Source organism: Burkholderia sp. AU18528, from assembly GCF_002223215.2.
GTDB classification, from domain to species: domain Bacteria; phylum Pseudomonadota; class Gammaproteobacteria; order Burkholderiales; family Burkholderiaceae; genus Burkholderia; species Burkholderia semiarida.
In genome coordinates this window covers 902,050-915,104 of record NZ_NKFC02000005.1, presented here as the reverse complement: position 1 = coordinate 915,104, position 13,055 = coordinate 902,050, and the positions used below count along the sequence as shown (strand labels likewise).

The following is a 13,055-nucleotide window of genomic DNA, read 5'->3' as shown; positions in this document are numbered from 1 at the left end:
GCGGCGGACGTTTTTTAATCCGGAATATTTTTCCGGTCACCGTCGAAAGACGGTTTCGGGGGGTGAATCGACAGACGGCGAAGCCGCGGCGATTGCACCAACGGAAAAGCGCCGCGAGGGCGCTTTTTTCTTTGCCGCGACGAAAACGTGCGGCCCGCGGCAATGTGCCGAATACGCCGAATGCTTCGTTACGCGCGTTCGTCGGCCTGCAGCGCGCCGGGCGCCACGACGTCGACGCCGGCGGCCTCGAGCGCCGCGCGGATCCGCTTCGCGAACGCCAGCGCATGCGGCCCGTCGCCATGCAGGCAGACGGTCTGCGCATTGAGCGGCACCCACTCGCCGCTCAATGCGCGCACCTGCCGGTTGCGCACCATGTCGAGCGTGCGCGCGAGCACCGCGTCTTCGTCGTCGATCAGCGCGCCGGGCTGACTGCGCGGCACCAGCGAGCCGTCCGCGCGGTAGCCGCGATCGGCGAACACCTCTTCCACCGCCGCGAGCCCCGCATGCCGCGCGGCCGCGATGAACACGCTGTTCGCGAGGCCGAACACCGCGAGCGACGGATCGAAATCGTGGATCGCGGACACCACGGCGTCGGCGATCATCGGGTCGCGCGCGGCCTGGTTGTACAGCGCGCCGTGCGGCTTCACGTGCGCGATGCGCCCGCCCTCGGCCTGCGCGATCGCCGACAGCGCGCCGAGCTGGTACAGCACGCCCGCATAGATGTCGCCGGCCGGCAGCTGCATTTCCTTGCGGCCGAAATTCTCCGGATCGTGAAAGCTCGGGTGCGCGCCGATCGACACGCCCTTGCGCACGGCCCAGCGCACGCAGTCGCGCATCGCGTTCGCGCCGCCTGCATGCCAGCCGCATGCGATGTTCGCCGACGTGACGAGGTCGAGCAGCGCCTCGTCCGATCCGCATCCTTCGCCGAGATCGGCATTCAGATCGATTTCCATATGTTCCTCGTCCACTGGTTGCGTGGCGCGTCTTTCGCTGCTGCTTCCGCCATTGTCACGCCGCGCGCGATCCGGCGCGGCGGCGCGCCTCCTCGCGCATCTCGATCGCGACGTCGATCTGCCGCAGGTACGCCCGTTCCGCGACGAGGGCGGCACGCGCGGCATCGGGCGTCGTGCGCACGAAGCGGATCGGCAGGTTGAGCCGCGCCTGCGCGAGCTTCCACAGATCGGCGCGGATCACCGTGCCGATCTTCGGGTAGCCGCCGGTGGTCTGCGCGTCGTGCATCAGCACGATCGGCTGGCCGTTCGGCGGCACCTGGACCGTGCCGGGCAGTACCGCGTGCGACAGCAGCTCGACCGGCCGCTCGCGCGCGAGCTCGGCGCCGGCGAGGCGATAGCCCATCCGGTTGCTGTTCGCGGTGACGAGCCATTCCTCGTCCCAGAACGCCTGCTGCGCATCGGCCGCGAACGACGCGTAGTCGGGGCCCGGCAGCACGCGCACGGGCATCGCCCACGGCGCATGCGCGGGGCGGTGACGGCGCGGCGGCTCGTCGACCCGCACGAACGCGCACCACGCGGGCGCCTTCACGCCGAATTCGGGCGCATCGGGCGCCAGGCAGCCCGCGCCGGCCGGCGGCACGCCGACCGGCAGGCGATCGCCGTCGCGCAGCGCGCGGCCGCCGAGGCCGCCGAAGCGCGACGCGAGATCGGTGCTGCGCGAGCCGAGCATCGGCAGCACGTCGATGCCGCCCGCGATGCACAGGTAGCCGCGCATCCCGCGTTTCGCGGCCGGCAGCACGAGCGTCTGCCCGGCGTCGACCGGCAGGCTCCACCATGCGTGCACGGGCTTGCCGTCGAGCGTCGCGCCGAATTCGGTGCCGGTGATCGCGATGCGCGTGGCGCGCGGGAAGCGGAACGCGGCGGGGCCGATCGTGATTTCGACGGCCGCGGCGTCGGGGCGGTTGCCGACGAGCCGGTTGCCGACCTCGAGCGCGAGGCCGTCGAGCGCGCCGCCCTGCGCGACGCCGAGATGGCGCATGCCGCGGCGCCCGAGATCCTGCACGGTCGACAGCGGCCCGGCCCGCACGACTTCGATGGTGCCCGGTGCGTTGCTCTGGGTCATCGTGTGTGGACTCCGGCGATGGTGAAGCGTACGCGGTCGCCGGGCAGCAGCAGCGTCGGCTGCGGGCGCGCCGGATCGAACAGCACCTGCGACGTGCGGCCGATCAACTGCCAGCCGCCGGGCGACGTGGCCGGGTAGATGCCCGTCTGCGCGCCGCCGATGCCGACCGAGCCGGCCGGCACTTCCAGCCGCGGCGCCGCGCGGCGCGGCGTGTGCAGCGACGCGTCGAGGCCGCCCAGATACGCGAAGCCCGGCTGGAAGCCGACGAAGAACACGACGTAGGCGCCGCCCGCGTGGCGCGCGACGACTTCATCGGCCGACAGGCCCGTGTGCGCGGCGACGGCGGCCAGGTCGGGGCCGGCGGCCCCGCCGTATTCGACCGGGATCTCGACCTCGCGGCCGTCCGCGTGCTCCACGTCGGCCGTCTCCCACGCGTCGCGCAGCGCGGGCGTGAGCGAGTCGGCCGTCGCGGCGAGCGCGTCGAACACGATGGTCAGGTTGTTCATGCCGGGGACGACGTCGATCACGTCGGGCCATGCGCGCGCGGCCTCCGCCACGGCCCAGACGCGGCGCTGGCAATCGAGCGTGGCGGGCGGCGGCACCTCGCAGACGAGGGCGGCATCGCCGAGCGGATAAATGCGGGGTTGCGTCATCGGACTGGCACGGTTCGGACGGCAATGTTAGCGCACATTGTCAATAAAATATCGACAACTTCTCAATAAGCGTTTTCGCCTAGCTCGTCGGCCGGGGCTTCTGGCGTACACTCGGGCACATCCTGTCATCCGGCTTGCGCCGCCTTTCCATGAAGCGTCCTGCGACCAAGATCGTGTCATCCGAACACCTCGTTTCCGAATCGAGCGCGGAACTGTCGGAGCTCGAATACGGGCTCATCATGGCCGGCAACGCGTTCAACCGCTGGATGGTGCGCTGCATGTCGGCGGCGGGCGCGAAGGACATGACGGCGGTCGAGGTCTCGCTGCTGCATCACGTCAGCCATCGCGAACGCAAGAAGAAGCTCGCCGACATCTGCTTCGTGCTCAATATCGAGGATACGCACGTCGCGACCTATGCGCTGAAAAAACTGATCGCCCGCGGCTATGTGAAGAGCGAGAAGAGCGGCAAGGAAGTGTTCTTCTTCGCGACCGACGCGGGCCGCGAGCTGTGCCTGAAATACCGCGAGGTGCGCGAGCACTGCCTGATCGAGACGCTGAAGGACAGCGGCCTCACCAACGAGCAGATCGGCGACGCGGCGCAGTTGCTGCGCCACGCTTCGGGCCTCTACGACACGGCCGCGCGCGCGGCGGCGTCGCTGTAGGCGCCGGCGCAAAGGGGCGCGCGCGGCGATGCGCTCACGGGCGCATGGCGACGATCGCGGCGCCGCGCGCGGCATTATCCGGCGCCCGGGTAAAGCGCGCCGTCGGTGACGATCCAGCGCAGCGCGAGATCGTGCGCTTCGGCCGGCAGCGCATCGACGCGGCACGCTTCGTACGCGATGCCGACCGTCACGGGCAGCGCGTCGCCCGGCCACGCGGCGAGCGTGCGGTCGTAGTAGCCGCCGCCGTAGCCGAGCCGGTAGCGCTGGAGATCGAATCCCACGCAGGGAATCAGCAAAAGATCGGGCACGACGACGATTCCCGACGCCGGTTCGGGAATCCGGTGATGGCCTTCGCGCATCGGCGTGCGCGCATCCCACGCGTGGAACGCGAGCGGCGTGTGACGCTCGCCGATCACCGGCAGCGCGGCGCGCCGGCCGGCGCCCGCCGCGCACCATGCGAGCACCGCGTCGCGCGCATCGAATTCGCCCGGCAGCGGCCAGTAGAACCCGACCGTGCGCGGCGCCAGACGGTCGAGCAGCGCGCGCAGCCGCGCGTCGAGCGCGGCGTTCGCGGCGGGTTGCGACGCGGCGTCGCGACGGGCGCCGGACAGCGTTTTGCGCAGCGCAACCTTCGGGTTCGGCACAGGGTTGCGTGCTATGCTTTCGCTCACTTCGTGCTCCATTCAAAACGATGTCGAACAGCCTTTTCCGAGTATATCGCGCGCTCGCGCTGACGCTTTCGGCCGCCGCGCTCGTCGCGGGCACGGCCGCATGCGCCGCACCGAACGACGACACGCTCCCCGGGGATGACCAGATCTTCGTGCAGCTTCGCGAAGCCGCACGCCGCAACGACGCCGCGAAGGCCGCGCAGCTTGCGTCGATGATCCCGAACTATCCGGTTCCGTCCTACGTCGAGTATTTCCAGATCAAGCCGCAGTTGTTCGATTCGACGGGCCGCGCGCGCGTCGATGCGCCGGACGCGCCCGTGCAGTCGTTCCTGCAGCGCTACGACGGGCAGGCGATCGCCGATCGCCTGCGCAACGACTACCTGCTCGTGCTCGGCGCGCGTCACGACTGGCGCAATTTCGACGACCAGTACAAGCGCTTCGTGCTCGACGACGACACGCAGGTCAAGTGCTATGCGCTCGAATCGCGCGCGGCGCGCAACGAGAACGTCGCCGACGCGGCGCGCGCGCTGCTCGTCGAGCCGAAGAACTACGGCGACGCGTGCGTCGACCTGATCACCGCGCTCGCCGTCAACCAGCAGTTCACGAGCGACGACGTGTGGCAGCAGGCGCGCCTCGCGTACGAGCAGAACTACACGACGCTCGGCGGCAAGATCGTCGACGCGCTCGGCCCGCGCCCGGCCGGCTTCGACCAGGCGACGAGCGCGCCGCCGCTGTATCTCGCGCGCGGCGTCGGGCCCGACGCCGCGTCGCATCAGCTCGCGCTGATCGCGCTCGGCCGCATGGCGCGCAACGATCCGGACGCGGCCGCCGGGATGCTGACGACGGTCGCGCCGTCGCTGACCAAGCAGGAACAGGCGATCGCGTGGGGCGCGATCGGCTACCAGGGCGCGATCAAGCGCTCGCCGATGGCCTCGGTCTGGTACGCGAAATCGGCGAACGCGCCGCTGTCGAACCCGGGCTACGAATGGCGCACGCGCGCCGCGCTGCTCGCCGGCAACTGGCCGATGGTGCGCTGGTCGATCGAGCAGATGCCGCCGTCGCTGCGCAACGATCCGGCGTGGATCTACTGGCATGCGCGCGCGCTCAAGCAGAGCGGCGACACGCTGCAGGCGAACCAGGAATTCGAGCAGGTGGCCGGCCAGTTCAACTTCTACGGGCAGTTGGCCGGCGAGGAGCTCGGCCAGCGCACGACGATCCCGCCGCGCACGAAGGTGAGCGACGCCGAGATCGACGCGATGAGCAAGATCCCGGGCTTCGCGCTCGCGCAGCGCTTCTATGCGCTGAACCTGCGCCTCGAAGGCAATCGCGAATGGAACTGGCCGCTGCGCGGGATGACCGATCGCCAGCTGCTCGCGGCCGCCGAATACGGCAAGCGCGTCGAGCTGCTCGACCGCACGGTCAACACGGCCGACCGCACGAAGGCCGAGCACGACTTCACGCTGCGTTATCCGTCGCCGTACCGCACGACCGTCGAGCGCTACGCGCAGTCGACGGGCCTCGACGTCGAGTGGGCGTACGGGCTGATCCGCCAGGAATCGCGCTTCATCATCAGCGCGCGTTCGTCGGTCGGCGCGGGCGGCCTGATGCAGCTGATGCCGGCGACGGCCCAGATGGTCGCGAAGAAGCTCGGCATGGGCACGATCTCGCGTGCGCAGATGCACGACATCGACACCAACATCCAGCTCGGCACCTGGTATCTCGCGGACATCTACAACAACTTCGACAGCTCGCCGGTGCTCGCCACCGCCGGCTACAACGCGGGCCCGGGCCGGCCGCGCCAGTGGCGCCAGGTGTTGACGCAGCCGGTCGAAGGCGCGATCTTCGCGGAGACGATTCCGTTCAACGAGACGCGCGACTACGTGAAGAACGTGCTGTCGAACACCGTCTACTACGCGGCGCTCTTCGAGGGCAAACCGCAGTCGTTGAAGAAGCGTCTAGGCATGATCTCGCCCTGATACATGAACTGCCGCGCGAGACGCGGCAGTGTTCTTTCGAGGCCCACATCATGGATCGCCAGACCGTCGCGCTGCTGGGCGGCACCGGCTTCATCGGCAGCCGGCTCGTCAATGCGCTGATCGACGCCGGCAAGCACGTGCGGATCGGCACGCGGCGGCGCGACCACGCGCGTCACCTGCAGATGCTGCCGGTCGACATCGTCGAGCTCGACGCGCTCGACACGCGCACGCTCGCGCGCTTCGTCGCCGGCGCGCACGCGGCGATCAACCTGGTCGGCGTGCTGCACGGCGGGCGCGGCACGCCGTACGGGCCGGGCTTCGAGCGCGCGCACGTCGCGCTGCCGGCCGCGCTCGCGACGGCCTGCACCGAGGCCGGCGTGCGGCGTCTGCTGCACATGAGCGCGCTCGGCGCCGATTCCCACGGCGCGAGCATGTACCAGCGCTCGAAGGGCGACGGCGAAGCCGCGCTGCATGCGATCGCGGCCACCGATTCGCTCGCGCTGACGATCTTCCGTCCGTCGGTCGTGTTCGGCCCGGGCGACGCCTTCCTCAATACGTTCGCGACCCTGCAGCGCACGGTGCCCGTGCTGCCGCTCGCGATGCCCGACGCGCGCTTCCAGCCGGTGTTCGTCGGCGACGTCGTGCGCGCGTTCGTCAACACGCTCGATCTCGCGGGCGCGCACGGCAAGACCTACGAGCTCGGCGGCCCGACCGTCTACACGCTCGAGCAACTGGTGCGCTACTGCGGCACGCTGGTCGGCCGGCAGGCACGCATCGTGCGGTTGCCCGACGCGCTTGCGCGGCTGCAGGCAAGCGTGTTCGAATGCCTGCCGGGCGAGCCGGTGCTCACGCGCGACAATCTCGCGACGATGTCGGTGCCGAACGTGCTGTCGGGGCCGCTCGCGCCGGAACTCGGGCTCTCGCCCGCGAGTCTCGAAAGCATCGCGCCCGCGTATCTCGGCGAAGCGACGAAACGCTCGCGGTTCGACTGGTTCCGCTCGCGTCGTTAACCCGCGCGCCGGGCGACGTCGGCCGGCCCCTTTCTCTTCCTTTTTCGCGTTTTCGGGAACCCCGTCATGAAGCTCGTCATTGGAGACAAGAACTACTCGTCGTGGTCGATGCGGCCGTGGCTGCTGCTCGTGCATTTCGGCATCCCGTTCGACGAGATCGTGGTCGAGCTGCGTCGCGACGACACGGCCGCGCGCATCCGCGAATACTCGCCGACCGGCAAGGTGCCGTGCCTCGTCGACGATCACGGCTCGGCGATCTGGGATTCGCTCGCGATCGCCGAGACGCTCGCCGAGCGCTATCCGCAATTCCCGATGTGGCCGGCCGACCCGCTCGCGCGCGCGCATGCGCGCTGCATATCCGCCGAGATGCATTCGGGCTTCGCGGCGCTGCGCACGCAGATGGGCATGAGCATCCGCGCGTCGATGCCGGGGCGCGGCGCGACACCGGAAGCGCTCGCCGACGTCGCGCGCATCGACGCGCTGTGGAGCGAATGCATCGAGGCGTCGGGCGGGCCGTTCCTGTTCGGCGAATTCGGCATTGCCGACGCGATGTACGCGCCCGTCGTGATGCGCTTCAACACGTACGCGCCGGCGCTGTCGCCGGAAGCCGCCGGCTATGCGGCGCGCGTGACGGCGCTGCCGGCGGTGCGGCAGTGGATCGACGGCGCGCGCCGCGAAACCAACGTGATCGCCGAATACGAGCCCCAGTGATGAACATCTACGCAGTAGGCGGAGCGATCCGCGACGAATTGCTCGGCGTGCCGGTGCAGGACCGCGACTACGTGGTGGTCGGCGCGACGCCCGAGCAGATGACCGCGCAGGGCTTCCGGCCGGTCGGCAAGGATTTCCCGGTGTTCCTGCATCCGCGGACGCAGGAGGAATACGCGCTGGCGCGCACCGAGCGCAAGACGGCGGCCGGCTATCACGGCTTCCAGTTCCATTACGCGCCGGACGTGACGCTCGACGAGGATCTCGCGCGGCGCGACCTGACGATCAACGCGATGGCGCGCGAGGTGAGCCCGGATGGCGCGCTGGTGGGCCCGGTGATCGACCCGTTCGACGGGCAGGCCGACCTGCGCGCGCGCGTGTTCCGGCACGTGAGCGACGCGTTCGTCGAGGATCCGGTGCGGATCCTGCGCATCGCGCGCTTTGCCGCGCGGTTCGCGGATTTCACGGTCGCGGACGAAACGCTCGCGCTGATGCGGCGCATGGTCGACGCGGGCGAGGTCGATGCGCTCGTGCCCGAGCGCGTATGGCAGGAAATCGCGCGCGGGCTGATGGAGGCGAAGCCGTCGCGGATGTTCGCGGTGCTGCGCGACTGCGGCGCGCTCGCACGCATCCTGCCCGAGGTCGACGCGCTGTGGGGCGTGCCGCAGCGCGCCGATTACCACCCGGAAGTCGATACCGGCGTGCACGTGATGATGGTGGTCGACTACGCGGCGAAGCAGGGCTATTCGCTGGCGGTGCGCTTCGCGGCGCTCACGCACGATCTCGGCAAGGGAACGACGCCCGCGGACGTGCTGCCGCGCCACGTCGGCCACGAAGGCCGCAGCGTCGAACTGCTCAAGCCGTTGTGCGAGCGGCTGCGCGTGCCGAACGAATGCCGCGATCTCGCGCTGGTGGTCGCGCGCGAGCACGGCAACCTGCATCGCGTGATGGAAATGGGCGCGGCCGCGCTGGTGCGGCTCTTCGAGCGCAGCGACGCGCTGCGCAAGCCGGCGCGCTTCGCCGAGCTGCTGCAGGCTTGCGAATCGGATGCGCGCGGCCGGCTCGGGCTCGAGGCGCAGCCGTACCCGCAGGCCGAGCGGCTGCGCGTCGCGCTCGCGGCGGCGCGCAGCGTCGATGCCGGCGCGATCGCGCGCGGCATCGGCAGCGACACGGAGAAGATCAAGGATGCCGTGCACCGCGCGCGGATCCAGGCTGTCGCGCAGGCGCTCGCGATCGGCGAGTAGGCGGCGCGGAACAGCGCGCAGGGCGTGCGCGCCCGTCGGCCGTTACGGTTTCTTCCTGCGTGCCGGGGTCGCGGCCGCCGGGCGTTTGCCGGCGGCGGCGGCGCGCGCCTTCGCCGTCCCCTTCCTTTCGGCTGCGCCGGCCCTCGACGGCCGTGCCGCGGCGGCGTCGCGGCCATTCCGTTCGGGCGCCGGCGCGCGGCGGCGCACGCGCGGCGCGCCAGCGGCCGGCTGCCCGATATCCGTCGTCGCGGGCACGCATTCCGCACCGCTGTCGTCGAACAGCGGCAGCGTGCTGACGGTGATCAGCTCGGCCGGCCCGTCGCCGACGTTGGCCACGCGATGGCGCTTGCGCGCGTCGAAGTGCAGCGAGTCGCCGGCCGTCAGCGGGTAATGCTTCTTGCCGACCGTGTAGCAGACGCGGCCGGCCAGCACGTACACGAATTCGTCGCCGCCGTGCGCGACCCATTCGGACCGGTAGCCTTCCAGCATCTGCACCTTGAGCGCGTTGATCTGGCTGCCGTCGAACGTGGTGGACAGCCGCTCGTACCACTGCGACGCGGCGTCGAGCGCGTACGGCCGGCGGCTGCCCTCGTGCGAATCGGGCTGCGCCTGGCGCGGCTGGTCGATCAGCGCGCCGAGCGGCACGCCCAGCGCCTTCGCGACGTTGACGAGCGACGACAGCGAGATGCCCGTCAGATGACGTTCGACCTGCGACAGGAACCCCACCGACAGTTTCGCTTCGGACGCGACTTCCAGCAGCGTCTTCTTCGCTTCCCGGCGCAGGCGGCGAATGCGCTGGCCGATACGCATGAGGTCTGAATCCATGAATCTCTTTCGTGTGGCAACGAGTCGGGACGCGGGCGAAGGGGCTAAGCGGCCGCCGGGGCGGGGCGGCGGCTGGGCCGGCGCATTGTACCGCGCGGCGTCGCCGGCCGAATTGGCGTTGTGCCGGGATCCGCGGGCAGGGCGCCGATTTTAGTCCTACGAAAATTTTGGCTTGACCTCGATTTCAGCGTGCTCTAGATTCTGTCGCGCATCAAACAAAGTTAAGTGAGACAAAAATTTTACCGAGGGCCTGCCGCCTGAACGGCGGCGCGGCCGCGGCCGCGCGTCGTGCCGTGCGTGACCTGAACCGCGGCGACGTGTCGTGTCAGGCAGGTGCGACGCCGCGACATGCTTCCGGCCGCCGACAACAACGCATAACGGGCATCCGATGATCGATCGACTGAAATACAGCTTCTCCGGCCTTCCCCCGTACGACGCGTCCGTCGCCGACACGCAGGCCGGCCTGTCGCGCCTGCTCGATGCCGCGCGGCTCGACGCGGTGGTGATCACGTCGCAGGACGAATACGTGACCGAATACCTGCCGCGCGGCAACAACCCGCGCTACGCGGTGTCCGGTTTCGACGGGTCGGCCGGCTGCGGAATCTTCCTGAGCGCGGCGACCGCGCAGGCGCTCGATCTGCCGCCGTTCGTGCTGTTCGTCGACGGCCGCTATCACTTCCAGGCCGACGAGCAGTGCGATCCGGCGCGCGTGCGCGTCGAGAAGCTCGGCATCGACGTGACGATCTGGCAGGCGATGGCCGACTGGCTGCTCGCGCACGCGAGCCGGCTCGCGCGGGTCGGCTACGACGCGCGGCGGATCAGCGTCGCGCAGCGCGACCGGCTGTTCGAGCAGACACGGGCCGCGTCGCTCGACTGGGCGAGCCTCGCCGATCGCGAGATCGATCGCGCGATCGCGCTGCCGGGCTGGAACGTCGAGCGGCCGATCTTCGAGATTCCGGCCGCGATGACCGGCGCGAGCGTCGCGCAGAACCTCGACGCGCTGAACCGCCGGCTCGCCGCGCATACCGGCGCGGCCGACGGCAGGACGGCGTTCTTCACCTGCGCGTCGGACGATCTCGCGTATCTGCTGAACAGCCGCGGCTATCACATCCCGAATGCGTCGTCGCACCTCGGCTTCCTGTTCGCGATCGGCGGCCAGGTGGCGCTGTTCTTGCCGGAAGGCTGCGACCGCTGCGAGGTCGCGCTCGATTCGTATCCGGCGCTGCACGTGATCCGGCGCGACGTCGCGGCGCTCGAACGGTTTCTGGCCCGGTTCGCGGTCGAGCACGTGTGCTACGGCTTCGAATCGGTGAACTGCGCGCTCGTCGACGCGGTGAAGCGCGTGTGGCCGCACGCGCGGCATGCCGATTTCAACCCGGTCGAGGCGATGCGGGCAAGCAAGACGCCGGCGGTGCTCGAGCGCTTCCGCGACGCGTTCGCGCGCAGCTCCACGGCGATCGCCGAGACGATGCGCTGGGCGAAGACCGGCGAGCCGGGCGTGCGCCACACCGAGTACGACCTCGCGCGCAGGATCAACGACGCGTACGGCGCCCGTTCGGCGGTCGCGCTGTCGTTCCCGTCGATCGCGGCGAACGGCGCGAACAGCGCGTTCGCGCATTACACGGCAGCGAGCACCGACGTCGAGCTGACCGAGGGCGAGCTCGTGCTGCTCGACAGCGGCGCGTACTACGAAGCCGGCTTCGCGACGGACTGCACGCGCGTCGTGCTGCGCCGCACGCGGCCGGAGACGGTCGCGCAGCCGTGGCAGCGCGAGATCTACACGGTTGCGCTGAAGGCCTGCATCAAGGGGCTCGTCGCGCGCTTTCCGGCCACGGCGACGGGCGGCGACGTCGATGCGCTGGTGCGCCAGGTGTGCCGCGATCATGGCCACGATTTCGGCCACGGCACCGGCCACGGCGTCGGGATCCACGTGCACGAGGGCGGCGTGCGGTTCGCGCCGGGCGCGACCTACGGGCTGGTGCCGAACGCGGTGATTTCGGTCGAGCCGGGCATCTATCTGCCGGGCAAGGGCGGCGTGCGGATCGAGAACATCGTGATCGTGCGGCCGGACGACGCGCAGCCGGGCACGGTGACGTTCGAGAACATCGTGACGGTCGGCTACGACTGGGACCTGATCGATCTCGATCTGCTGGACGACGCCGAGCGCGCGTACCTGCGCGACTACGAGCGGCTGTGCGTGGAACGCGGCACGCAGGTCACCGCGTGTCCGCTGTTGTAACGAAGGGGAAAGCAGGGAGCGCGGCCGCGGGGCGGCCGCGCGGCGCGACGCGGCGTCGGCCGGTCAGCGCGTGAGCGCCGACACGCGCCCGTCGGGGCCGTACACGCCGGCCGGCGTGGGCGCCGAGCGCAGCACCGCGAGCGCGCGCTCGTTGTAGTCCATCCGGATCCGGATCAGCATCCCGTTGTTCGCATTGGCCTGGCGCGCGCGTTCGGCGGCCTGCTGCAGCAGTTGCCAGCGGCTCGCGAGGCGCGCATCGCGCTCGGCCGCCTGGTCCATGCCTTTCTTGCCGGCCGGAAAGCCGAGCGCGGAAAGCTGCGTGTCGCGCGTGCGTTCGAGCTGCGCGAGCCGGTCGATCAGCGCGCTTTTCTTCTCGACGATCCCCGGCAGCATCTCGAGCGGCTCGGCCGTCGTCAGCGCCTTTTCCTCGTAGACGAGCAGGGACGCGAACGCCTCGACCGTCGCGTGTTCGTCGTTGACCGTGGCCAGCAGCTCTTCTCTCATCGCGTCATGCTCGTCACGCCGGTGCGCGCAGTGCTGCGCGCGCCGGCAAACCGGGGTGACCCGGCCACGAGGCCGGGGATTAGCTGCCCGGACGCTGCTGCTGCAGCAGTTCGCGGGCGGTGTTCAATACGCCGTCGGCAATCTTGTTCGCGTCGATCGTCAGCGTGCCGTTGTTCAGCGCGTCCTTGATCGACTGGACCAGGCCCGCGTCGATATCGGCGTCGCCCGATGCGGACACCGAACGCAACTGGCCGGACAGACCCGACAGGTTCACGGTCGCGTCGCCGCCGGTCGATCCTGCGTCGGCTGCCGGTGCGGACGGCTGGTCCGTGCCGGACGGCGCACGGGCCGCGCCGTTGCCGGTCGGCGCGAGGGGGCTCGGTTTCGGAGTGGAATCGATCTTCACGATGGGTTTCCTGTACGGTTTGACCCAGATAACGGCCGGGTCGGCCCGAACTTTAGCATCGCGAGCCCGACAGGCTCCGAATAA

At 70.1% G+C, this 13,055-nt stretch carries 13 protein-coding genes; 6 read left to right on the top strand and 7 right to left on the bottom strand.

The features are described from left to right. Positions 1-188 precede the first annotated feature (188 nt). Genes pxpA through pxpB form a run of 3 tightly spaced genes read right to left on the bottom strand, consistent with a single transcriptional unit; the run spans position 189 to position 2,729 of the window. On the bottom strand, positions 189-953 hold the full coding sequence (gene pxpA, locus CFB52_RS15950; protein WP_059642477.1) for a 5-oxoprolinase subunit PxpA: 765 nt from the start codon (positions 951-953) through the stop codon (positions 189-191). Positions 954-1,008: 55 nt separating this feature from the next. Then, positions 1,009-2,076 carry a biotin-dependent carboxyltransferase family protein gene (locus CFB52_RS15945; protein ID WP_060312202.1) on the bottom strand — a complete coding sequence of 356 codons (1,068 nt, stop codon included), beginning with the start codon at positions 2,074-2,076 and terminating at the stop codon, positions 1,009-1,011. Beyond that, the gene (pxpB, locus tag CFB52_RS15940) at positions 2,073-2,729 is read right to left on the bottom strand and encodes a 5-oxoprolinase subunit PxpB (protein ID WP_059642472.1); all 657 of its coding nucleotides are present in this window, start codon (positions 2,727-2,729) and stop codon (positions 2,073-2,075) included. The genes CFB52_RS15945 and pxpB overlap by 4 nt, the downstream gene beginning before the upstream one ends. 149 nt (positions 2,730-2,878) lie before the next feature. Between pxpB and CFB52_RS15935 the strand changes: the two genes are divergently transcribed. Next, complete coding sequence (locus CFB52_RS15935; protein WP_059583924.1) at positions 2,879-3,391, top strand: winged helix DNA-binding protein; 513 nt, start codon at positions 2,879-2,881, stop codon at positions 3,389-3,391. Positions 3,392-3,465: 74 nt separating this feature from the next. Here CFB52_RS15935 and CFB52_RS15930 read toward each other — a convergent pair whose 3' ends face one another. Next, complete coding sequence (locus CFB52_RS15930) at positions 3,466-4,074, bottom strand: 5-formyltetrahydrofolate cyclo-ligase (RefSeq protein WP_059642468.1); 609 nt, start codon at positions 4,072-4,074, stop codon at positions 3,466-3,468. Between the two features lie 8 nt (positions 4,075-4,082). Between CFB52_RS15930 and CFB52_RS15925 the strand changes: the two genes are divergently transcribed. The 4 genes from CFB52_RS15925 to CFB52_RS15910 all read left to right on the top strand — a co-directional run bounded on the left by CFB52_RS15925 (position 4,083) and on the right by CFB52_RS15910 (position 8,997). Beyond that, positions 4,083-6,035, top strand: coding sequence for a lytic transglycosylase domain-containing protein (locus tag CFB52_RS15925; RefSeq protein ID WP_060966543.1), 1,953 nt, complete (start codon positions 4,083-4,085; stop codon positions 6,033-6,035). 50 nt (positions 6,036-6,085) lie between these two features. Next, the gene (locus CFB52_RS15920; protein ID WP_059583919.1) at positions 6,086-7,045 is read left to right on the top strand and encodes a complex I NDUFA9 subunit family protein; all 960 of its coding nucleotides are present in this window, start codon (positions 6,086-6,088) and stop codon (positions 7,043-7,045) included. 66 nt (positions 7,046-7,111) lie between these two features. After that, positions 7,112-7,756: a glutathione S-transferase family protein gene (locus tag CFB52_RS15915; RefSeq protein WP_059583917.1), complete on the top strand. Its 645-nt coding sequence runs from the start codon at positions 7,112-7,114 to the stop codon at positions 7,754-7,756. Further along, positions 7,756-8,997, top strand: a complete 1,242-nt coding sequence (locus tag CFB52_RS15910; RefSeq protein ID WP_089465230.1) for a multifunctional CCA addition/repair protein — start codon at positions 7,756-7,758, stop codon at positions 8,995-8,997. Before CFB52_RS15915 ends, CFB52_RS15910 begins: the two co-directional genes overlap by 1 nt. A gap of 42 nt (positions 8,998-9,039) precedes the next feature. Here CFB52_RS15910 and CFB52_RS15905 read toward each other — a convergent pair whose 3' ends face one another. Beyond that, positions 9,040-9,822, bottom strand: coding sequence for a helix-turn-helix domain-containing protein (locus CFB52_RS15905; protein WP_099316899.1), 783 nt, complete (start codon positions 9,820-9,822; stop codon positions 9,040-9,042). Positions 9,823-10,210: 388 nt separating this feature from the next. Between CFB52_RS15905 and CFB52_RS15900 the strand changes: the two genes are divergently transcribed. Then, positions 10,211-12,061 carry a M24 family metallopeptidase gene (locus tag CFB52_RS15900; RefSeq protein ID WP_059583913.1) on the top strand — a complete coding sequence of 617 codons (1,851 nt, stop codon included), beginning with the start codon at positions 10,211-10,213 and terminating at the stop codon, positions 12,059-12,061. Positions 12,062-12,124: 63 nt separating this feature from the next. Here the strand turns inward: CFB52_RS15900 and CFB52_RS15895 are convergent, their stop codons facing one another. Together CFB52_RS15895 and flgM are read right to left on the bottom strand one after the other, a co-directional pair. Then, positions 12,125-12,565, bottom strand: a complete 441-nt coding sequence (locus tag CFB52_RS15895; RefSeq protein WP_099316898.1) for a flagella synthesis protein FlgN — start codon at positions 12,563-12,565, stop codon at positions 12,125-12,127. A gap of 79 nt (positions 12,566-12,644) precedes the next feature. Next, on the bottom strand, positions 12,645-12,971 hold the full coding sequence (gene flgM, locus CFB52_RS15890; RefSeq protein ID WP_099316897.1) for a flagellar biosynthesis anti-sigma factor FlgM: 327 nt from the start codon (positions 12,969-12,971) through the stop codon (positions 12,645-12,647). Positions 12,972-13,055: the final 84 nt, after the last annotated feature.